The organism is Pseudomonas sp. DE0157 (genome assembly GCF_007678615.1).
Taxonomy (GTDB): domain Bacteria; phylum Pseudomonadota; class Gammaproteobacteria; order Pseudomonadales; family Pseudomonadaceae; genus Aquipseudomonas; species Aquipseudomonas parafulva_B.
The window spans coordinates 108,974-130,113 of the sequence record NZ_VEJN01000008.1 but is presented as its reverse complement, the minus strand read 5'-3'; the positions used below and the strand labels follow the sequence as shown (position 1 = coordinate 130,113).

The 21,140-nt window shown below is 61.9% G+C and carries 24 protein-coding genes; 14 read left to right on the top strand and 10 right to left on the bottom strand.

From position 1 onward, the window contains the following. Nucleotides 1–115 precede the first annotated feature (115 nt). From lptB to FS777_RS12410, 5 genes are read right to left on the bottom strand one after another with little or no spacing between them, the layout of a single operon-like run. Nucleotides 116–841, bottom strand: coding sequence for an LPS export ABC transporter ATP-binding protein (gene lptB, locus FS777_RS12430; RefSeq protein WP_058604413.1), 726 nt, complete (start codon nt 839–841; stop codon nt 116–118). Then, the gene (gene lptA, locus FS777_RS12425; RefSeq protein ID WP_078479051.1) at nt 842–1,366 is read right to left on the bottom strand and encodes a lipopolysaccharide transport periplasmic protein LptA; all 525 of its coding nucleotides are present in this window, start codon (nt 1,364–1,366) and stop codon (nt 842–844) included. Continuing rightward, the gene (lptC, locus tag FS777_RS12420; RefSeq protein ID WP_078479050.1) at nt 1,353–1,925 is read right to left on the bottom strand and encodes an LPS export ABC transporter periplasmic protein LptC; all 573 of its coding nucleotides are present in this window, start codon (nt 1,923–1,925) and stop codon (nt 1,353–1,355) included. Before lptC ends, lptA begins: the two co-directional genes overlap by 14 nt. A gap of 8 nt (nt 1,926–1,933) precedes the next feature. Beyond that, the gene (locus FS777_RS12415; RefSeq protein WP_078479049.1) at nt 1,934–2,458 is read right to left on the bottom strand and encodes an HAD family hydrolase; all 525 of its coding nucleotides are present in this window, start codon (nt 2,456–2,458) and stop codon (nt 1,934–1,936) included. An 11-nt stretch (nt 2,459–2,469) separates the two neighbouring features. Further along, entirely contained in the window at nt 2,470–3,444 is a 975-nt protein-coding gene (locus tag FS777_RS12410; RefSeq protein ID WP_058637505.1) for a KpsF/GutQ family sugar-phosphate isomerase, read from the bottom strand. A gap of 247 nt (nt 3,445–3,691) precedes the next feature. Between FS777_RS12410 and FS777_RS12405 the strand changes: the two genes are divergently transcribed. The 12 genes from FS777_RS12405 (at nt 3,692) to FS777_RS12350 (ending at nt 13,609) form a co-directional block, all read left to right on the top strand. Further along, nucleotides 3,692–4,501: an ATP-binding cassette domain-containing protein gene (locus FS777_RS12405; protein WP_023533446.1), complete on the top strand. Its 810-nt coding sequence runs from the start codon at nt 3,692–3,694 to the stop codon at nt 4,499–4,501. Further along, nucleotides 4,501–5,298: a lipid asymmetry maintenance ABC transporter permease subunit MlaE gene (gene mlaE / locus FS777_RS12400; protein ID WP_058604415.1), complete on the top strand. Its 798-nt coding sequence runs from the start codon at nt 4,501–4,503 to the stop codon at nt 5,296–5,298. Before FS777_RS12405 ends, mlaE begins: the two co-directional genes overlap by 1 nt. Continuing rightward, nucleotides 5,298–5,783 carry an outer membrane lipid asymmetry maintenance protein MlaD gene (mlaD, locus tag FS777_RS12395; RefSeq protein WP_023533426.1) on the top strand — a complete coding sequence of 162 codons (486 nt, stop codon included), beginning with the start codon at nt 5,298–5,300 and terminating at the stop codon, nt 5,781–5,783. Before mlaE ends, mlaD begins: the two co-directional genes overlap by 1 nt. A gap of 9 nt (nt 5,784–5,792) precedes the next feature. Further along, entirely contained in the window at nt 5,793–6,440 is a 648-nt protein-coding gene (locus FS777_RS12390) for a phospholipid-binding protein MlaC (RefSeq protein WP_058637506.1), read from the top strand. Continuing rightward, complete coding sequence (locus FS777_RS12385) at nt 6,437–6,742, top strand: lipid asymmetry maintenance protein MlaB (protein WP_058637507.1); 306 nt, start codon at nt 6,437–6,439, stop codon at nt 6,740–6,742. Before FS777_RS12390 ends, FS777_RS12385 begins: the two co-directional genes overlap by 4 nt. Before the next feature lie 117 nt (nt 6,743–6,859). After that, a complete protein-coding gene (locus tag FS777_RS12380; RefSeq protein ID WP_058637508.1) occupies nt 6,860–7,099 on the top strand; it encodes a BolA family protein in 240 nt (79 codons plus the stop codon). Between the two features lie 23 nt (nt 7,100–7,122). Then, on the top strand, nt 7,123–8,388 hold the full coding sequence (murA, locus tag FS777_RS12375) for a UDP-N-acetylglucosamine 1-carboxyvinyltransferase (protein WP_058604417.1): 1,266 nt from the start codon (nt 7,123–7,125) through the stop codon (nt 8,386–8,388). Nucleotides 8,389–8,509: 121 nt separating this feature from the next. Then, entirely contained in the window at nt 8,510–9,145 is a 636-nt protein-coding gene (gene hisG, locus FS777_RS12370; protein WP_058604418.1) for an ATP phosphoribosyltransferase, read from the top strand. Between the two features lie 126 nt (nt 9,146–9,271). Beyond that, on the top strand, nt 9,272–10,597 hold the full coding sequence (hisD, locus tag FS777_RS12365; RefSeq protein ID WP_145255740.1) for a histidinol dehydrogenase: 1,326 nt from the start codon (nt 9,272–9,274) through the stop codon (nt 10,595–10,597). A 2-nt stretch (nt 10,598–10,599) separates the two neighbouring features. Beyond that, nucleotides 10,600–11,646 carry a histidinol-phosphate transaminase gene (gene hisC, locus FS777_RS12360; protein WP_145255737.1) on the top strand — a complete coding sequence of 349 codons (1,047 nt, stop codon included), beginning with the start codon at nt 10,600–10,602 and terminating at the stop codon, nt 11,644–11,646. Between the two features lie 121 nt (nt 11,647–11,767). After that, the gene (locus FS777_RS12355; protein ID WP_145255733.1) at nt 11,768–13,048 is read left to right on the top strand and encodes an MFS transporter; all 1,281 of its coding nucleotides are present in this window, start codon (nt 11,768–11,770) and stop codon (nt 13,046–13,048) included. Nucleotides 13,049–13,123: 75 nt separating this feature from the next. Continuing rightward, a complete protein-coding gene (locus FS777_RS12350; protein WP_058637512.1) occupies nt 13,124–13,609 on the top strand; it encodes a nuclear transport factor 2 family protein in 486 nt (161 codons plus the stop codon). Here FS777_RS12350 and FS777_RS12345 read toward each other — a convergent pair. Then, nucleotides 13,588–14,460 (bottom strand): hypothetical protein, encoded by an 873-nt coding sequence (locus FS777_RS12345; RefSeq protein WP_145255729.1) that lies wholly within the window; start codon nt 14,458–14,460, stop codon nt 13,588–13,590. The genes FS777_RS12350 and FS777_RS12345 overlap by 22 nt on opposite strands. A gap of 36 nt (nt 14,461–14,496) precedes the next feature. Between FS777_RS12345 and FS777_RS12340 the strand changes: the two genes are divergently transcribed. After that, entirely contained in the window at nt 14,497–14,832 is a 336-nt protein-coding gene (locus FS777_RS12340) for a GIY-YIG nuclease family protein (protein WP_372239218.1), read from the top strand. On the opposite strand, the gene yejK is transcribed toward FS777_RS12340, so the two are convergent. After that, nucleotides 14,813–15,820 carry a nucleoid-associated protein YejK gene (yejK, locus tag FS777_RS12335; protein ID WP_145255726.1) on the bottom strand — a complete coding sequence of 336 codons (1,008 nt, stop codon included), beginning with the start codon at nt 15,818–15,820 and terminating at the stop codon, nt 14,813–14,815. The genes FS777_RS12340 and yejK overlap by 20 nt on opposite strands. A 371-nt stretch (nt 15,821–16,191) precedes the next feature. Between yejK and FS777_RS12330 the strand changes: the two genes are divergently transcribed. Continuing rightward, entirely contained in the window at nt 16,192–16,473 is a 282-nt protein-coding gene (locus FS777_RS12330) for an HU family DNA-binding protein (RefSeq protein ID WP_003255106.1), read from the top strand. 50 nt (nt 16,474–16,523) lie between these two features. Here the strand turns inward: FS777_RS12330 and rlmF are convergent, their stop codons facing one another. From rlmF to FS777_RS12315, 3 genes are all read right to left on the bottom strand, one after another. Further along, nucleotides 16,524–17,477, bottom strand: coding sequence for a 23S rRNA (adenine(1618)-N(6))-methyltransferase RlmF (gene rlmF / locus FS777_RS12325; RefSeq protein ID WP_145255723.1), 954 nt, complete (start codon nt 17,475–17,477; stop codon nt 16,524–16,526). A gap of 175 nt (nt 17,478–17,652) precedes the next feature. After that, a complete protein-coding gene (locus FS777_RS12320; RefSeq protein ID WP_078479046.1) occupies nt 17,653–20,499 on the bottom strand; it encodes a valine--tRNA ligase in 2,847 nt (948 codons plus the stop codon). 289 nt (nt 20,500–20,788) lie between these two features. Beyond that, nucleotides 20,789–21,136 (bottom strand): DNA polymerase III subunit chi, encoded by a 348-nt coding sequence (locus FS777_RS12315; RefSeq protein WP_078479045.1) that lies wholly within the window; start codon nt 21,134–21,136, stop codon nt 20,789–20,791. Nucleotides 21,137–21,140: the final 4 nt, after the last annotated feature.

The following is a 21,140-nucleotide window of genomic DNA, read 5'->3' as shown; positions in this document are numbered from 1 at the left end:
GGGGCGCCATTTCAAGCAAGATTTATGCCTTAAATTGTAGCGTTTGCCTAGAGCACTGTAACAACTTGGCCCAACTTGTGGGCGTCTTTGTCCGTGCCCAAGGCGCGCGTCTTGATCAAAGCCTGAACTCGTGCCCCAGGTAAACTTCTTTCACCAGGTCATTGGCCAGGATGGTCTGGGCATCGCCCTCGGCGATCAGGCGACCGTCGTTGACGATGTAGGCCGTTTCACAGATATCGAGCGTTTCACGCACGTTGTGGTCCGTGATCAGCACACCGATGCCCTTGGCCTTGAGGTGATGAATGATCTGCTTGATATCGCCGACCGAAATCGGGTCTACGCCTGCGAAGGGCTCGTCGAGCAGAATGAATTTTGGCGCGGTTGCCAATGCCCGCGCAATCTCGACCCGTCGGCGCTCACCACCGGACAGGCTCATGCCCAGGTTGTCGCGAATGTGGGTGATGTGGAATTCCTGGAGCAGACTTTCGAGCGCCTGGCGCTGGCCCTCGCGGTCGAGGTCCTTGCGGGTTTCCAGGATCGCCTTGATGTTGTCGGCCACAGTCAGCTTGCGGAAGATCGACGCTTCCTGCGGAAGATAGCCGATACCGGCCTGGGCGCGACCGTGCATGGGCTGGTGGCTGACATCGAGGCTGTCGATCAGCACGCGACCCTGATCGGCCTGAACCAGGCCGACGATCATGTAGAAGCACGTGGTCTTGCCGGCGCCGTTGGGGCCGAGCAGGCCGACGATCTGACCGCTGTCGATCGACAGGCTGACGTCTCGCACGACCTGGCGGCCCTTGTAGCTCTTGGCCAGGTGCTGGGCTTTGAGGGTTGCCATTTACTCGGCCTTCTTCTTGGGCTGGATCACCATGTCGATGCGCTGACGCGGCGTGGTTACGTTGCCACCCCGACCGGCAGTGGCCACTTGTGTCTGGGTGTTGTAGACGATTTTCTCGCCTTCGGTGGTGTTGCCTTCGTTCTCCACCTTGGCTCGGTCGGTAAGTACCACCAGGTCTCTCTGGGCCTGGTACTGGATGGTAACGCCCCAGCCTTTCATCTTGTCCGCCTTGGACGCGCTTTGTTGCTGCTCGAAGTAGGCCAGGTTGCCCACCGAAGTAACCACGTCGATATCGCCACCGTTCGTGCGAGTGATGGTCACGGTGTTGCCTTTGATCATCATCGAGCCCTGGGTGATGATCACGTCACCGGTGTAGGTGGCCACGCCTTTCTTGTCGTCCAGGTGCGCATTGTCGGCCTGGATGCGAATCGGCTGGTCACGGTCGTTCGGCAGGGCGAGGGCGCTCGCGCTTCCCAGTGCTGCGCTCAGGCTGAGCAAAAGGGGGAGGGTTTTAACGAGCCTCATACTGTCCTCTTACGTTAGAGAGCAGGTCCATCCTGCCTTCTTTCAGGTACGCTTTCATTCCTTTGCCCGTGGTCGTCCCACCGGCGCCGTCGATTCTAACGGCTTGCTCGGTCTGCGCATATTGCTTCTGCGGGAACACGGTCATGCGCGAGCTGGTGATGATGGTCTCACGCTTCTGTTCGTCAGTGCGGGCAACGCGCACATTGTCGATCAACTCGACCTCGCTGCCATCGGGGTTGACCTCGGCGCGGGTGCTTTGTACATGCCACGGGAACGCCGTGCCGCGGTACAGGTGCAAGTCCGGCGTGGTCAACATCGTGACCTCGCTGGCCTTGAGATGTTCGACTTTGTCGGCGGTCATTTCGTACTGGAGCCTGCCATCGGGCAGAAACTGGACGCTGTGGGCGTTGATGGCGTAGTAGTCGATGGCGCTTTCGTCGACCTGGGCGACTGGCTTCTCCAGGAAACTCTCCGGGCTGACGTTCCAGTAGCCGACGGCCACCAGCAGGGCCGCAATGACCCCGAGCAGCACGATGTTTCTGGCTTTCTTGCTGAACATGGGCAACCTTAAAGGTAGTTGGCGTTGGCAGCATCCAGGGTGCCCTGGGCCTGCATGATGAGTTCGCAGAATTCGCGCGCGGCACCTTCGCCACCGCGGGCCTGGGTCACGCCATGAGCGTGTTCGCGCACGAACGGCGCCGCATTGGCCACGGCCATGCCCAGTGCCACGCGACGAATGACCGGCAAGTCCGGCAGGTCGTCGCCAAGATAGGCCACCTGATCATAGCTCAGGCCCAGCTCGGCGAGCAGGCCGTCGAGCACCACGAGTTTGTCCTCGCGCCCCTGATACAGATGCGCGATACCCAGGTTCTTCGCCCTGCGCTCGACGACCGGTGTCTTGCGTCCGCTGATGATCGCGGTGGTGACGCCTGATGCCATCAGCATCTTGATGCCATGCCCGTCGAGGGTATTGAAGGTCTTGAACTCGCTGCCGTCCTCAAGAAAATAGAGGCGCCCGTCGGTGAGCACGCCATCGACGTCGAAGACCGCCAGTTTGACGGTCTTGGCGCGTTGTATCAGATCCTGATTCATCGTGGAGCTCCTCACAGTACGCCAGCGCGCAGCAGATCGTGCATGTTCAGGGCGCCGGTGGGGCGGTCGTGGGCGTCCACCACCACCAATGCGCCAATCTTGTTGTCTTCCATGATTTTCAGTGCCTCGGCAGCCAGCATTTCAGCCCGCGCAGTCTTGCCGTGTACCGTCATCACCTCCTCGATCAAGGCGGTGCGCACATCGATGTTGCGGTCCAGGCTGCGGCGCAGGTCGCCGTCGGTGAAGACGCCGGCCAGGGTGCCATCGTTTTCGATGATCACGGTCATGCCCAGGCCTTTGCGGGACATTTCAAGCAGGGCGTCCTTGAGCAGCGTGCCGCGCGTGACCCTGGGCAGGTCGTCGCCGGCATGCATCACGTTCTCGACCTTTAGCAGCAGCCTGCGTCCCAGTGCACCGCCGGGGTGCGAGAACGCAAAGTCTTCGGCCGTGAACCCGCGTGCTTCGAGCAGGGCGATGGCAAGGGCATCCCCCAGTACCAGCGAGGCGGTAGTAGAGGATGTGGGTGCCAGGTTCAGCGGGCAGGCTTCCTGGGCGACGCTGGCGTCAAGGTTGACGTCGGCGGCCTGGGCCAGGGAAGAGGCCGGGTTGCCGGTCAGGCTCACCAGCTTGATGCCCAGGCGCTTGATCAGTGGTAGCAAGGTGATGATTTCGGCAGTGCTGCCGGAGTTCGACAGCGCGAGAATCACGTCGTCGCGGGTGATCATGCCCATGTCGCCGTGACTGGCTTCGGCCGGGTGCACGAAGAAGGCTGGCGTGCCGGTGCTGGCCAGGGTGGCGGCGATCTTGTTGCCGATATGCCCGGACTTGCCCATGCCGACCACCACGACCCGGCCCTTGCTGGCCAGGATCAGCTCGCAGGCCTTGACGAAGTCGTCGCCGATACGCTCGATCAGGGCCGTGACGGCCTCGAGTTCCAGGCGCAGGGTGCGCTGGGCGGATTGGATCAGCTCGCTGGATTGGCTCATGTCGAAAAAGCAGTGTCTGATAAAAAGGCGGCGATTATAGCGGTAATGATTGAAACCCTCACGCTTTCGATTGTCGTAGGCAATATCCCCAAACGCTGTCGACTAGCTGAACAGCGGGCGGTACGGCCTTGGGGCGGCGTTCAGAGCGGTGTTATAGTTCGCGGCTATTCGGCCTGGCCCGGGGCGTGTGCCTTCCCGATGAAGGCTGACGTCCACTAGGACAGGGCTGCACTAGCAAGGAGTCTAGATGAGTGTGGATAGCGCCTGCGCGGTCGAGTTGAAGGGGGTTACCTTCAAACGCGGTTCACGCAGCATTTTCAACAATGTCGACATCCGTATCCCACGCGGCAAGGTCACCGGCATCATGGGGCCATCGGGTTGCGGCAAGACCACGTTGCTTCGTCTGATGGGTGCGCAACTGCGCCCTGCAAGCGGGGAAGTGTGGGTGGCCGGGCAGAACCTGCCGGCGCTTTCACGCAGTGACCTGTTCGATGCACGCAAGCAGATGGGCGTGCTGTTCCAGAGCGGCGCCCTGTTCACCGACCTCGATGTCTTCGAGAACGTGGCGTTCCCCCTGCGCGTGCACACCCAACTGCCAGACGAGATGATTCGCGACATCGTGCTGATGAAACTGCAGGCAGTAGGCTTGCGCGGCGCCATCGACCTGATGCCGGACGAACTGTCCGGCGGCATGAAGCGGCGCGTGGCCCTGGCCCGGGCCATCGCACTGGACCCGCAGATCCTCATGTACGACGAGCCCTTCGTGGGCCAGGACCCGATCGCCATGGGTGTGCTGGTGCGCCTGATCCGCCTGCTCAACGATGCCCTGGGCATTACCAGCATCGTGGTGTCCCATGACCTGGCAGAAACTGCCAGCATCGCCGACTACATCTATGTGGTGGGCGATGGCCAGGTGCTGGGGCAAGGTACCCCGGACGAATTGATGGGTTCGGATAACCCGCGCATTCGCCAGTTCATGAAAGGCGATCCCGATGGCCCCGTGCCGTTCCACTTCCCTGCGCCCGATTACCGCGCCGACCTGCTGGGGGCGCGCTGATGCGTCAGAAATCCATTCTTGAACGTGTGCGCCTGCTGGGGCGCTCGGCCATTGACGTGCTGGCGGTGCTGGGGCGGTCCTGCCTGTTTCTGTTCCATGCGCTGGTTGGGCGCGGCGGCATCGGCGGCGGCTTTCAGTTGCTCACTCGCCAACTGTATTCGGTGGGTGTGCTGTCCTTGGCCATCGTGGTGGTCTCGGGCATGTTCATCGGCATGGTGCTGGCCCTGCAGGGCTACAGCATCCTTACAAAGTACGGCTCCGAGCAGGCAGTAGGGCAGATGGTCGCCCTGACCCTGCTGCGCGAACTGGGCCCGGTCGTTACCGCCTTGCTGTTCGCAGGCCGGGCCGGTTCTGCTCTGACGGCCGAGATCGGCAACATGAAGTCGACCGAGCAGCTTTCCAGCCTCGAGATGATCGGCGTCGACCCCCTCAAATACATTGTTGCGCCGCGCCTATGGGCAGGGTTCATCTCGCTGCCGTTGCTGGCGCTGATCTTCAGCGTGGTCGGTATCTGGGGTGGCTCGTGGGTGGCGGTCGACTGGCTGGGCGTCTACGAGGGGTCTTTCTGGGCCAACATGCAGAACAGTGTCTCCTTCACCGACGATGTGCTCAACGGGCTTATCAAGAGCCTGGTGTTCGCCTTCGTTACTACCTGGATTGCCGTGTTCCAAGGGTACGACTGCGAGCCCACTTCTGAAGGGATCAGCCGTGCCACTACCAAGACCGTGGTCTATGCCTCGCTGGCTGTACTGGGTCTGGACTTTATTCTGACCGCTTTGATGTTTGGAGATTTCTGATGCAAAACCGCACCCTGGAAATCGGTGTCGGCCTGTTCCTCCTGGCCGGCATTCTGGCGTTGCTGATGCTGGCCCTGCGTGTCAGTGGCCTATCGGCCAGCCCGGCCACCGATACGTACAAAGTCTATGCCTACTTCGACAACATCGCCGGTTTGACTGTCAGAGCCAAGGTGACCATGGCCGGGGTTACCATCGGCAAGGTCACCGCCATCGACCTGGACCGTGATTCGTACACCGGTCGGGTGACGCTGCAACTGGACAAGTCGGTGGATAACCTGCCGACCGACTCCACGGCGTCGATCCTGACGGCCGGGCTGCTTGGCGAGAAATACATCGGTATCAGCGTGGGCGGTGAGGAAGACGTACTCAAGGAGGGTGCGACCATTCACGACACCCAGTCGTCGCTGGTACTCGAAGACCTGATTGGCAAGTTCCTGCTCAACTCCGTTGGCAAGGAACCCAGAGACGCGCAACCGGACAACTGAGGAGTTTCCATGATATCGATTCTGCGACGTGGCCTGCTGGTTCTGCTGGCGGCTTTCCCCTTGCTGGCCGTGGCGGCACAATCGCCCCACGATGTAATCCAGAGCACCACCAACGAGCTGTTGACTGATCTGAAGGCCAACAAGCAGCAGTACAAGGCCAACCCCAATGCGTTCTACGAGTCGCTCAATCGGATTCTCGGTCCGGTGGTCGATGCCGACGGTATCTCCAGGAGCATCATGACCGTCAAGTATTCGCGCAAGGCCACGCCTGAGCAGATGCAGCGTTTCCAGGAAAACTTCAAGCGCAGCCTGCTGCAGTTCTACGGCAATGCCCTGCTCGAATACAACAACGAAGGAATCGTGGTCGACCCGACCAAGGCCGATGATGGCAAGCGTGCCAGTGTTGGCATGAAGGTCACCGGCAACAACGGCGCGGTATACCCGGTGCAGTACACGTTGCAGAACATCGCTGGCGAGTGGAAGGTCCGCAATGTGATTGTCAACGGCATCAACATCGGCAAGCTGTTCCGTGACCAGTTCGCCGATGCCATGCAGCGCAACGGCAACGACTTGGACAAGACCATCGACGGCTGGGCCGGTGAAGTGGCCAAGGCCAAGCAGAGCGCCGACAGCTCGCCGGAAAAGGCTGTCAAATGAGCCAGGCCGCCACCGCAAGCATGACCGAGCCTGGCGTACTGCGCCTGGCCGGCGTGCTGGACTACCGCAGTGGCCCTGCGCTGCGCAAGCAGGGCCAGGCGCTGATCAAGGCCAGCGGTGACGCGCAGTTGATCATCGACTGCACGGCTGTGGAGCGCTCCACGAGCGTGGGTCTGTCGCTGTTACTGGCTTTCCTGCGCGACGCCCAGGCCGCTGGCAAGCGTTGCCAGGTGCGTGGCATGCCTGATGACATGCGCGACATCGCCCAGGTTTATGACCTCGACGAGGTGCTGGCGAGCTGAAGCGCTAGCGGTAGAATCGCCCCTCGGTCAGTGAACCCCTTCGTTGGGCTTCGCAGGCGAGGGGCTTTTTTGTATGATGGCCGACCCGTGCGCATCGGGCGCCGATTGAGGTTGAGCATGCAGGCCCTAGAAGTTAAAAGCTTCCTTGAAGAAAAATTGCCGGGTTCCCGGGTCGAAGTTGAAGGCGAAGGCTGCAACTTCCAGTTGAACGTGATCAGCGACGAGCTGGCTGGCCTTAGCCCGGTCAAGCGTCAGCAGGCGATCTACGCCCACCTCAATCCATGGATCGCCGATGGCAGCATTCATGCGGTAACCATGAAATTTTTCAGCAGCGCAGCTTGGGCTGAGCGCACCTGAGCCACAAGGCGGCGAGATTCCAAATGGACAAACTGATTATCACTGGTGGCGCTCGTCTTGACGGCGAGATCCGCATTTCGGGTGCGAAAAACGCCGCCCTGCCGATCCTGGCCGCCACCTTGCTGGCCGATGGCCCGGTCACCGTAGGCAACCTGCCGCACCTGCACGACATCACTACCATGATCGAGCTGTTCGGGCGCATGGGCATCGAGCCTGTGATCGACGAAAAGCTGGCTGTGGAAATCGACCCGCGCAGCATCAAGACCCTGGTCGCGCCGTATGAACTGGTCAAGACCATGCGTGCCTCGATCCTGGTGCTCGGCCCCATGGTCGCCCGCTTCGGTGAAGCCGAAGTGGCCTTGCCCGGCGGTTGCGCCATTGGCTCACGCCCGGTCGACCTGCACATCCGCGGCCTGGAGGCCATGGGGGCAACGATCGAAGTCGAGGCCGGCTACATCAAGGCCAAGGCGCCTGAAGGCGGGCTGCGTGGTGCGCACTTCTTCTTCGATACCGTCAGCGTGACCGGTACCGAGAACATCATGATGGCCGCAGCTCTGGCCAAAGGCCGCAGCGTGTTGCAGAACGCCGCGCGCGAGCCTGAAGTGGTCGACTTGGCCAACTTCATCAATGCCATGGGCGGTAACGTGCAGGGCGCGGGCACCGACACCATCACCATCGATGGCGTGGAGCGTTTGGGTTCGGCCAACTACCGGGTCATGCCCGACCGTATCGAGACCGGTACCTACCTGGTCGCCGCTGCCGTGACCGGTGGCCGCGTCAAGGTCAAGGACACCGATCCAACCATCCTTGAAGCCGTACTGGAAAAACTCAAGGAAGCCGGTGCCGATATCAACACCGGCGCGGACTGGATCGAGCTGGACATGCACGGCAAGCGGCCCAAGGCTGTCAACCTGCGCACCGCGCCCTATCCTGCGTTCCCGACCGACATGCAGGCGCAGTTCATCTCGCTCAACGCCATCGCCGAAGGCACTGGCGCTGTCATCGAGACAATCTTTGAAAACCGCTTCATGCACGTGTATGAAATGCACCGTATGGGCGCGCAGATCCAGGTCGAGGGCAACACGGCCATCGTCACTGGCGTCAATGCGCTCAAGGGCGCCCCGGTCATGGCCACCGACTTGCGCGCATCGGCCAGTCTGGTACTGTCGGCCCTGGTTGCCGAGGGCGACACCCTGATTGATCGCATCTACCACATCGACCGTGGTTACGAGTGCATCGAGGAAAAACTGCAGATGCTGGGCGCGAAGATCCGTCGCGTTCCGGGCTAGGAGCCCGTTGGCGCAGTGTAGGAAGGCTTGCAGCCTCGCTTGCCCTGCCTGTGCCTCATGAATTGAATGCCGCCAGGTCGTTGACCTGGCCAGCAGTAGCCGCTTAAGGACTGACGTTCCAATGCTGACCATCGCGCTTTCCAAAGGCCGAATTCTCGACGATACCCTGCCGTTGCTGGCCGAAGCCGGTATCGCACCTACCGAGAACCCGGACAAGAGCCGCAAGCTGATCATTCCCACCACGCAGGACGACGTACGCTTGCTGATCGTGCGTGCCACCGACGTGCCGACCTATGTCGAGCATGGCGCCGCCGACCTGGGCGTGGCCGGCAAAGACGTGCTGATGGAGTACGGCGGCCAAGGCCTCTACGAACCGCTGGACCTGCAGATTGCCCGCTGCAAGCTGATGACGGCCGGGGTGGTCGGTGCGCCAGAGCCCAAGGGGCGTCTGCGGGTGGCCACCAAGTTCGTCAACGTGGCCAAGCGTTACTATGCCGAGCAAGGCCGCCAAGTCGACATCATCAAGCTGTACGGTTCCATGGAGCTGGCGCCGCTGATCAACCTGGCCGACAAGATCATCGACGTGGTCGATACCGGTAACACCTTGCGTGCCAACGGCCTGGAACCCCAAGAGATGATCGCCGACATCAGTTCCCGCCTGGTGGTCAACAAGGCCTCCATGAAAATGCAGCACGCCCGCATCCAAAGCCTGATCGACACCCTGCGCAAAGCGGTCGAATCGCGACACCGCGGCTGACTTCTGCGCGCGACCTTTGCTGTCGCGCCCGTCTATCCGCGTCATAGCCACTTTTCTCAGGTGCCCGCGCGGATGGACTGGTAGCCTAGGGCGCCTGAGCATTCGCTATCAACCGAGGCCCTCGCCATGACCGTGTCCACTGCAATTGCCCGTCTCAACGCTGCTGACCCGGACTTCGCCCGACATCTGGATCATCTGCTGAGCTGGGAGAGTGTGTCCGATGAGGCGGTCAACCAGCGCGTGCTCGACATCATCAAGGCTGTGCGCGAGCGCGGCGACGACGCCTTGGTAGAGTTCACCCAGCGCTTCGATGGCCTGCAAGCCGACTCCATCCAGGACTTGATCCTCGATCATCAGCGGCTTGAGCTTGCACTGACGCGCATCACCGACACCCAGCGTGCGGCCCTTGAAAAAGCCGCCCAGCGCGTGCGCCTTTACCACGAGCGGCAAAAACAGGACTCCTGGCAGTACACCGAAGCCGATGGCACAGTGCTGGGCCAGAAGGTTACCCCGCTGGATCGCGCCGGGTTGTACGTACCTGGCGGCAAGGCGTCCTACCCCTCATCCGTGCTGATGAACGCCATTCCAGCCAAGGTGGCGGGTGTGGGCGAGGTGGTCATGGTGGTGCCCACACCGCGTGGCGAGGTCAACGAACTGGTGCTGGCCGCGGCCTGTATCGCCGGTGTCGATCGGGTGTTCACCGTCGGTGGCGCCCAGGCGGTGGCTGCCCTGGCCTATGGCACTGCCAGCGTACCCAAGGTCGACAAGATCGTCGGCCCGGGCAACATCTATGTCGCCACGGCCAAGCGTCATGTGTTCGGGCAGGTCGGGATCGACATGATCGCCGGCCCCTCCGAGATCCTGGTGGTGTGTGACGGCCAGACCGATCCTGACTGGATCGCCATGGACCTGTTCTCCCAGGCCGAGCACGACGAGGACGCCCAGGCCATCCTGGTAAGCCCGGACGCCGCTTTCCTCGACCGCGTCGCGGCGAGCATCGACAAGCTGCTGCCGACCATGGAGCGGGCCGACATCATCGAGAAGTCGGTCAATGGGCGGGGTGCATTGATCCAGGTGCGCGACATGCAGCAGGCCATTGAGGTGGCTAACCGTATCGCGCCTGAGCACCTCGAGTTGTCAGTGGCAAATCCACAGGCGTGGCTGCCGCACATCCGTCATGCCGGCGCCATCTTCATGGGGCGTCACACCAGCGAGGCGCTGGGTGACTACTGCGCGGGCCCGAACCATGTATTGCCCACCTCCGGCACTGCACGCTTCTCGTCGCCGCTGGGGGTCTATGACTTCCAGAAACGTTCATCGATCATCTTCTGTTCGGAGCAGGGCGCGTCCGAACTGGGGCGCACGGCCTCCGTGCTGGCCCGCGGCGAGTCGCTGACCGCTCACGCGCGCAGCGCCGAATACCGCATTCTGACTACCGAGAAGGGGAACTGAACATGAGTCGATTCTGGAGCCCTTTCGTCAGGGCGCTGGTGCCCTATGTCCCTGGTGAGCAACCCAAGCTTGCCCGCCTGGTCAAGCTGAACACCAACGAGAACCCCTATGGCCCGTCGCCCAAGGCGCTCGAAGCCATGCGCGGTGAAATCAACGACAGCCTGCGCCTTTACCCTGATCCCAATGGCGATCACCTGAAGCAGGCGGTAGCGGACTACTACGGCATCACCGCTGCCCAGGTGTTTGTCGGCAACGGCTCGGACGAGGTGCTGGCGCACATCTTCCATGGCCTGTTCCAGCACGATGCACCTCTGCTGTTCCCAGACATCAGCTACAGCTTCTATCCAGTGTATTGCGGGCTGTACGGTATTGCCTACGAGCAGGTGCCTCTGGACGAGCAGTTCCAGATTCGCGTCGAGGATTACCGCAAGCCCAATGCCGGCATCATTTTCCCCAATCCCAATGCGCCGACTGGCTGCCTGATGCCGTTGCAGGCCATCGAGCAGCTGTTGCAGCAGAACCCGGATTCGGTGGTGGTCGTCGATGAGGCCTATATCGATTTCGGCGGTCAGACGGCGATCAGCCTGGTAGGCCGTTACGACAATTTGCTGGTCACCCAGACCCTGTCGAAATCGCGCTCCCTGGCCGGCCTGCGGGTGGGCTTGGCGGTAGGTCATCCGGACCTGATCGAGGCGCTGGAGCGGATCAAGAACAGTTTCAACTCCTACCCGCTGGACCGCGCCGCCATCGTCGGTGCGGCAGCGGCATTCGCCGATCGCGCTTATTTCCAGCAGACCTGCCAGAAAGTGATCGACAGTCGCGAATCGCTGGTGGGCGAGTTGCAAGCGCGTGGCTTCGAGGTGCTGCCATCGGCAGCCAACTTCGTCTTCGCCCGCCATCCCCAACACGATGCCGCCGCCCTCGCAGCCCGGCTACGCGAGCAAGGGGTGATCGTGCGTCACTTCAAGCAGGCGCGGATCGATCAGTTCCTGCGCATCACCATTGGCACTCCTGAAATGAATCAGGCGTTGCTCGACGCCCTGGTATGACGCCGTTGCGTTCGCCATGTCCTGCAAGGGTCATGGCGAATGTCTTTTTCAAGGTTATCGAACCACGAGTGCGGACCAGGCGACGCACCTGATCCTGCTCGCCTTCTGACACGAGTTACCAATGCCTGAACCTAGAACGCCCAAAACCCCCGCAGTGGATCCTGACCGCGACCCGTTGCTCATCGACGCCGAGGCGGACGACGAGCAGGTACAGCGCCAGCCGCCGATCAGGCACAAGCCCTGGCTGCTGTTACTCGGCCTGGTACTGGTGGCCTTGAACCTGCGCCCTTCGTTGTCGAGCATGGCGCCGGTGCTGGGGCAGGTTTCCGACGGGCTGGGGCTCAGCGCAGCTCAGGCAGGCCTGCTGACGACATTGCCGGTGCTGTGCCTGGGCTTGTTCGCGCCGCTCGCGCCCATGCTGGCGCGCCGTCTGGGCAGCGAACGGGTGGTGCTGGGCATTCTGGCGACCTTGGCGCTGGGCATCGTACTGCGCAGTGTCCTGGGCACGACAGGTCTGTTTCTGGGCAGCCTGGTGGCCGGTGCCAGTATCGGCATCATCGGTGTACTGCTGCCGGGTATCGTCAAGCGCGACTTTCCACAGCATGCCGGCACGCTGACCGGCGTCTATACCATGGCGCTGTGCCTGGGGGCGGCGGTGGCGGCGGGAGCGACCGTGCCGTTGGCGCACGCTTTGGGCGACAACTGGGCCCCGGCACTGGGGTTCTGGATGCTACCGGCCGTGCTGGCCATGCTGGTATGGCTGCCGCAGGCGCGCAACGGTCATGGCGTGCACAAGGTCGCCTATCGCGTGCGTGGCCTTTGGCGTGATCCGCTGGCATGGCAGGTCACCCTGTACATGGGGCTGCAGTCCTCGCTCGCCTACATTGTCTTCGGCTGGCTGCCCTCGATTCTGATTGGCCGCGGCCTCAGTCCAACCCAGGCGGGCCTGGTGCTGTCGGGGTCGGTGATCATGCAGCTGGTCAGCTCGCTTGCGGCACCTTGGCTGGCCACCCGTGGGCGTGATCAGCGCCTGGCGATCGTGGTGGTCATGCTGGTGACCCTGTGCGGGCTGTTCGGCTGCCTTTACGCGCCCTTGTCGGGGCTGTGGGGCTGGGCAGTGCTGTTGGGCCTGGGCCAGGGCAGCACCTTTGCCCTGGCACTGACCTTGATCGTGCTGCGCTCAAGGGATGCGCATGTGGCGGCAAACCTCTCCAGCATGGCTCAGGGCGTTGGCTACACGCTGGCGTCGATGGGCCCGTTCGCCGTGGGCCTGGTGCATGACCTGACCGGAGGCTGGAATGCTTTGGGCTGGGTGTTCGCCGTGCTTGGTGCAGGGGCCATCGTGTTCGGCCTGGGGGCCGGGCGCGCGTTGCATGTGCAGGTTACCAGCGAGAAGGTCTGATAGCTTCGCGGTGGTACTGGCGTAACCCGGCGAGCCAGATTATCGTGCGGTTTTCACCCTCAGGAAGCCCCTTTAATGAGCGATGCCAACCGCGAGTTGATCACCCGTTTCTACCAGGCTTTCCAACGGCTTGATGCCCAGTCCATGGTCGCCTGTTACAGCGATGACGTGGTGTTCAGTGATCCGGTCTTCGGCACGCTGCGTGGCAAGGACGCCGGCGACATGTGGCGGATGCTGACTCAGCGCGCCAAGGATTTCTCCCTGCGCTACGACAACGTGCGTGCCGATGAGCGCGGTGGTTCGGCGCAATGGATTGCCACTTACGTCTTCGCCCAGACCGGACGAGGCGTGGTCAACACCATCCAGGCACGTTTTGAAATCCGCGATGGGCTGATACACCGGCATGAAGACAACTTCGACCTGTGGGCCTGGTCCCGCCAGGCCTTGGGTGCGCCAGGGCTGCTGCTGGGCTGGACACCCTGGCTGCAAGCGAAAGTACGCCACCAGGCATTCAAGGGCTTGCGCGCGTACCAGCACGCTCAAGGGGCGGCGACCGCCTGATCAGGCTCGTGATAGGTGAACGTGGCACGCTCGCCGGCCTGCCAGGGTAGCCGTATCTTGATCACGGGTATGAAGCCGCCATGGGTGCGGTGCCAGTCTTTTTGATCAGCTTGAGCTTGCTCCAGGGCACCGTACTCCCCGTCGATGTAGAAGAATGACTGGATGGGCAGCTCGCTCGCGTGGGCTTCATCCCAAGCGCCGATCACTATCTCGTTCCAGACAAAGGGCAGCTCGTCAGCAAACAGGCGTTGCGCGCGCAGGGTCTGGTGGAAGGCTTGTGCACGTTCCGGTACGCGCGCCCGGCGTATGTCGAAGGCGCATTGACGCTTATAGTCGCCGGTCAGCCTGAAGCGTGCGATCCAGTCTTCGGCCGTATGCACGCCTTGCTCATGGCAGGCCGCTTCACGTTCGGGTGTCTGTCGATTGTCACCGCATCCCCGGTTGTCTCGTTCCCATGTGTCGCCGTCGGTGGGCCATGCGCAGAGCATTTCATAGCGCAGGGAGCCGGCGGGTCGCTGCAACAGCGGATACAAGGTGAAGCCACTGCGACCATCGGCGGGCAGGCCAGTGGTCGGCAAGTCACTGCGCAGGTAGGAAAACGAAACACCACCTTTGTCCTTGCTGTTCTGGCTATGATGCCAGGTGTGATAGTGCGGGGATGGAAGCGTGGACCTCAGCAAGACGCCGGAGCAGGCATGGGCCGGCACGGCATTGCCCTCGCACTGGGTGGGGATGGCGTTATAGTTTTCCTGCATGCGGGCGGCGGTCTGGGCGCCAATCGAAGCCTGTGCGCTGGCGGTTGCAGCGAGTAGCGCAGTGGCCAGCAGTGAACGAGTCTGTGAATGGAGCATGGTGAGCCCTCGTCGAGTGGGCTCATGAAGTTAATGATGGATACAGCCATTGTGGTGAGTGAAAACGTGCCGGATCAGGTAATAAAACCTTGGTATGTGTACCTGGTTAGGGCGGCCAATGGCGCGCTTTACTGTGGCATCAGCGATGACCCGCGGCGGCGCTTCGAGGCGCACTGCAAAGGCCAGGGTGCACGCTTTTTCAAGACCAGCCCTGCCCAGGCCCTGGTCTACGTGGAGCGGTGGCCGGACAAAGGCGAAGCCTTGCGCCAGGAAAGGCTGGTCAAGCGCTTGCGCAAGTCGGCGAAAGAGGCACTGGTGTCCTCCTACAACGCCGAACCTGCCTGCGGTGCAGTCAGTCCTTGCGACGCTTGAGCTGATCCACGAGCGTTGTGGGCAGACCCTTGATGATCAAGGTGCCAGCCGCTTCGTCGTACTCCACCTTGTCACCCAGCAAATGGGCCTCGAAACTGATCGACAGCCCTTCGGCACGGCCGGTGAAGCGCCGGAATTGGTTGAGGGTGCGCTTATCGGCAGGAATCTCCGGTGACAGCCCGTAGTCCTTGTTGCGGATATGGTCGTAAAACGCTTTGGGCCGATCTTCATCGATGAGGCTGGACAGTTCTTCGAGCGTCACAGGCTCGCCCAGCTTGGTCTGCGTGGTGGCGTAGTCCACCAGCGTCTGGGTTTTTTCACGGGCAGAGGCCTCGGGCAGGTCCTCGCTTTCCACGAAGTCACTGAACGCCTTGAGCAACGTGCGCGTCTCGCCCGGCCCGTCCACACCTTCCTGACACCCGATGAAGTCACGGAAGTAATCCGAGACTTTCTTGCCATTCTTGCCCTTGATGAACGAGATGTACTGCTTGGAGTTCTGGTTGTTCTTCCATTCCGAAAGGTTGATGCGCGCCGCCAGGTGCAACTGACCCAGGTCCAGGTGCCGCGAAGGCATGACATCGAGTTCGGCGTTCACGGCAACGCCTTCGCTGTGGTGCAGCAGTGCGATGGCCAGGTACTCGGTCATGCCTTGCTGATAGTGCGCCAAGAGCACGTGCCCGCCGGTGGACAGGTTGGATTCTTCCATCAGCTTTTGCAGGTGCTCCACGGCCAGCCGGCTGAAGGCGGTGAAATCCTGCTCCTGGTCCAGGTACTGCTTCAACCAGCCACTGAGCGGGTAGGCACCGGACTCGCTGTGAAAGAACCCCCAGGCCTTGCCCTGCTTGGCGTTGTAGCTGTCATTGAGGTCAGCGAGCAGATTCTCGATGGCGTCGGAGGCTGCCAGCTCGGCGTCACGGGCGTGCAGCACGGCAGGGCTGCCATCGGGCTTTTTGTCGATCAGGTGAACGATGCAATGTCGGATTGGCATGGGATTCTCGGCCAGCTGCAATAACGCTGAAGTTTACCTCAGACGCTCGGTGATTCAGTGGCCGGATCGTAGCAGAAATGATGGTTGGCGGTTTTTTGCTCAGATTCGCGGCGTTTTCATCAGTAGGGCCTGAAAACCTGCATTAAATCAGGGGCGGCAGCGGATATTTATCCGCTGCTGTGGTAGTTTTGCGCGGTCTTGCGCCCCTGTTGTGGCGCATTGCTGCAGTACGCGCTCGGCGTGTCGAACCAAACGCTGATTTGCGTATCTACATACCCAATTGGCGCGGCCCTCCAATCTCGTCGGGGCTGGCCCGATAACGTCGTCGTTCGCTGCATAACCATCGAATTTGATAGGGAAGGAACACCACCATGGCATTGACCAAAGACCAACTGATTGCCGACATCGCCGAATCGATCGCAGCGCCTAAAGCCACCGCCAAGAACGCTCTGGAGCAACTGGGCCAGATCGTTGCCGACCAACTGGAAAACGGCGCTGAAATCACCCTGCCAGGCATCGGCAAGCTGAAAGTCTCCGAGCGTCCTGCCCGTACCGGCCGCAACCCTTCGACTGGCGCCGCCATCGAAATCGCTGCCAAGAAAGTCGTCAAGTTCGTACCGGCCAAAGTGCTGACCGACGCCATCAACAAGTAATTGTCGATGCGGTGACCTAACCGCGCTCGGGTTGCCCGAGCGCGGTTTTTTCATGCCTGTGAAATGCGCTTGGCGCGCCATGCCTTGCGTGCAGCATCGTCATGGAAGCTCCAGGCGAGCATGCGGCTTTGTTTCTGCCCTTGGCCCATTTCGACAACGCGCACCGCCGCGGCCCCGGTCTTTTTCAAGACGGCCTCCAGCGCCGGCAGGTTACTGGCCTTCGATACCAGGCTGGTGAACCACAGTGTCTGGCTGGCGTAGGGCGCGCTCTCGTGGATCAATTGGGTGACGAAGCGGATTTCACCGCCTTCGCACCACAGCTCGTTGTTCTGGCCTCCGAAGTTCAGCACGGGCAGCTTGCGCTTGGGGTCCTGCTTGCCCAAGTTCTTCCATTTGCGCTGGCTGCCACGGGTGGCTTCCTCGCGTGAGGCATGGAAGGGTGGATTGCACAGGGTCAGATCGAAGCGCTCATCGTCCTTGAGCAGGCCGCTGAGGATATGCGCAGGGTTGCTCTGCTGGCGCAGGTTGATGACCTTGTCCAGGCCATTGGCCTGAAGGATCGTCCTGGCCGACGCCAATGCTATGGGATCGATGTCCGAGCCCAGGAAGCGCCAGCGGTAATCGCTATGGCCCAGCAGCGGGTAGATGCAGTTGGCACCCACGCCGATGTCGAGCACGCGCACCTGGGCGCCTTTGGGGGGCTGGCCTGCGTTGTCGGCAGCCAGCAGGTCGGCGGCCACATGAATGTAGTCGGCGCGACCGGGGATCGGCGGGCACAGGTAGTTGGCCGGGATGTCCCAGTGCTGGATCCCGTACTGGGCTTTGAGCAGGGCACGGTTGAACACTCGCACGGCTTCGGGGTTGGCGAAATCGATGCTGGGTTTGCCATGGGGATTGGTGAGGGTGAAGCGCGCCAGATCAGGGTGGGCCTTGATCAGGCTCGGGAAGTCGTAGCGGCCCTGGTGGCGGTTGCGCGGGTGCAGGGTGGGTTTATTTTGAGTCATGCTCGGGTCCGGTGCTGCATGTGCTGGCCAGGGGGCCGCTGTGCGGCCCATTCGCGGCACAAGGCCGCTCCCACAGGATAGTGGGGCTCCTTGAAGGCAGCGCCGTTCCTGTGGGAGCGGCCTTGTGCCGCGAAACGAGGGCGAAGCCCTCGCTGGTCAGGTCAGCATTGTCAGGTTACAGCGCTGCAATCCGCGCATGCTGCTCGGTGAAGTTCGCCAACGCCTGCTCGGACTCGGCCAGCTTGGCACGTTCCTTCTCGATGACGGCAGGCGGTGCCTTGTCGACGAATGCGGCGTTGGACAGCTTGCCACCCACGCGCGCCACTTCGCCTTGCAGGCGCTGGATTTCCTTGTTCAGGCGGGCCAGTTCGGCATTTTTGTCGATCAGCCCGGCCATCGGTACCAGCACCTGCAGGTCGCCCACCAACGCCGTGGCGGACAATGGCGCCTCGTCGTTGTCGCCCAGCACGGTGAACGATTCGACCTTGGCCAATTTCTTGAGCAAGGCTTCGTTTTCCTGCAGGCGACGCTGGTCGTCGGCGCTGGCGTTCTTCAGGTACAGCGGCAGGGGCTTGCCGGGGCCGATGTTCATTTCGGCGCGAATGTTGCGCAAGCCGACCATCAGCTCCTTGAGCCACTCGATGTCGCCTTCGGCAGCCACGTCGATGCGTGCATCATTGGCCTGGGGCCAGGGCTGCAGCATGATGGTCTTGCCTTCGACGCCGGCCAGGGGCGCGATGCGCTGCCAGATCTCTTCGGTGATGAACGGCATGAACGGGTGGGCCAGGCGCAATGCCACTTCCAGCACGCGAACCAAGGTACGGCGCGTGCCACGGGCGCGCTCCACAGGGGCCTGCTCGTCCCACAACACCGGCTTGGAAAGCTCCAGGTACCAGTCGCAGTACTGGTTCCAGATGAATTCGTACAGCGCCTGGCTGGCCAGGTCGAAGCGGAACTGCTCAAGCTGACGGGTCACTTCGGCTTCGGTGCGCTGCAGCTGCGAGATGATCCAGCGGTCGGCCAGCGACAGCTCGTAGGCTTCGCCGTTCTGGCCGCAGTCCTCACCCTTGTCCAGCACGTAGCGGGCAGCGTTCCAGATCTTGTTGCAGAAGTTGCGGTAGCCTTCGACGCGGCCCATGTCGAACTTGATGTCGCGACCGGTCGAGGCCAAGGAGCAGAACGTGAAGCGCAGGGCGTCGGTGCCGTAGCTGGCAATGCCCTCGGGGAACTCGGCCTTGGTCTGCTTGGCGATCTTCTCGGCCAGCTTGGGCTGCATCATGCCGCTGGTGCGTTTTTCCAGCAGGGCATCGAGGGTGATGCCGTCGACGATGTCCAGCGGGTCCAGCACGTTGCCCTTGGACTTGGACATCTTCTGGCCCTGGCCGTCACGCACCAGGCCGTGCACGTACACGGTCTTGAACGGAACTTGGGGCGTGCCGTCCTCGTTCTTGATCAGGTGCATGGTCAACATGATCATGCGCGCAACCCAGAAGAAGATGATGTCGAACCCGGTCACCAGTACATCGGTGGAGTGGAATTTCTTGAGGAACTCGGTTTGCTCCGGCCAGCCCAGGGTCGAGAAGGTCCACAGGCCCGAGCTGAACCAAGTATCGAGTACGTCGTCATCCTGGCGCAGGTTCACGTCCGCGCCGAGGCCGTGCTTGCTGCGCACTTCCTCTTCGTTGCGCCCGACGTAGACCCGGCCCGCCTCGTCGTACCAGGCCGGGATACGATGTCCCCACCACAGCTGACGGCTGATGCACCAGTCCTGGATGTCGCGCATCCAGGAGAAGTACATGTTCTCGTACTGCTTGGGCACGAACTGGATACGACCATCTTCGACCGCAGCAATGGCAGGCTCGGCCAGTGGCTTGGTGGAAACGTACCACTGGTCGGTCAGCCACGGTTCGATGATGGTGCCCGAGCGGTCACCCTTGGGCACTTTCAAGGCATGGTCGTCGATGCCGACCAGCAGGCCCTGGGCTTGCAGGTCGGCAACGATCTGCTTGCGTGCAACGAAGCGATCAAGGCCGGCATACTGGGACGGCAGGGCGGTGTCTACCTGGTCATTGAGCGAACCATCGAGGTTGAACGCCTGGGCCGCCGGCAGCACCACGGCATTCTTGTCGAAAATGTTCAGCAGCGGCAGGTTGTGACGCTTGCCGACTTCATAGTCGTTGAAGTCGTGGGCCGGGGTGATCTTGACGCAACCGGTGCCGAACTCAGGGTCGCAGTAGTCATCGGCGACGATGGGGATGCGACGGCCAACCAGCGGCAACTCGACGAACTTGCCGATCAGGGCCTGGTAGCGTTCGTCGGTGGGGTTAACCGCGACGGCAGCGTCACCCAGCAGGGTTTCCGGACGCGTGGTGGCGACCACCAGGTAATCCAGCCCCTCGGCGGTGGTGGCACCGTCGGCCAGCGGGTAGCGCAGGTTCCACAGGTGGCCTTTCTCGTCGTGGCTTTCCACTTCCAGGTCGGAAATGGCGGTGTGCAGCTTGGTGTCCCAGTTGACCAGGCGCTTGCCCCGGTAGATCAGGCCGTCTTCGTGCAGGCGCACGAACGCTTCCTTGACCGCTTCGGACAGGCCATCGTCCATGGTGAAGCGCTCGCGGCTCCAGTCTACTGAGGAGCCAAGGCGACGAATCTGCCGGCTGATGTTGCCGCCCGACTGGTCCTTCCACTCCCAGATTTTTTCCAGGAACTGTTCGCGGCCCAGGTCATGACGGTTCAGGCCCTTGGCTTCGAGCTGGCGCTCGACCAGCATCTGCGTGGCGATGCCCGCGTGGTCGGTACCCGGCTGCCAGAGGGTGTCGCGACCCTGCATGCGACGGAAGCGGATCAGGGCGTCCATGATCGCGTTGTTGAAGCCATGACCCATGTGCAGGCTGCCGGTCACGTTTGGCGGCGGGATCATGATGGTGTAGGACTCGCCTGCACCTTGTGGGGCGAAATAGTTCTCGGCTTCCCAGGTGTTGTACCAGGAAGTTTCGATGGCGTGCGGCTGGTAGGTCTTATCCATGCGCGGCGGGACCCTGTGCATTTATTCGGGAAAGCCGGGAAGTATAACCAAGCCGAAGGGCGCAGGCGACAAGCGGCTGCTGGGTGGCCAAGCGGTCTTCATCGCAGTTGGCGTTAGCGATTGGCGCGTTGGAGCGGCCTCGTGCCGCGATGGGCCGCGAAGCGGCCCCAGTATTTGAATCACAACATATAAAATGGGGCCGCTGCGCGGCCCATCGCGGCACGAGGCCGCTCCTACCAGAGGGGCGTAGCTTGCAGGGGTTGTAAAGGCCAAGTGCTCAGCAGCCCTTTCACTCCGAACGTTTGATCAACCGCTCGATGCGCGCATCGAGGCGACGCTTGATCTCGTTTTCGATGTGCGGGGTAAAGTCGTTGATCACATCCTGCATGATCATCTGCGCTGCAGCGCGCAGTTCGCTTTCAAGGTGCAGCAGGGTGTCCTGGCGACGTGCTTGCGGGTCATCAAGGGGGTTGTCGCTGACAGCCGGGGCGGCAGCGCTGTCAACGGGCGAGGGCGCCTGTTCCACCGTGTCGGTGAGCAAAGGCGGTTGCAGGTCGGCATCGCCAAGCAGTTGGCGAATCGACTCGAGGTCGTCGAGCAGGTGGGTGGAGCCGGGCAGGGGAGCGTGCTTGTCCATCGTT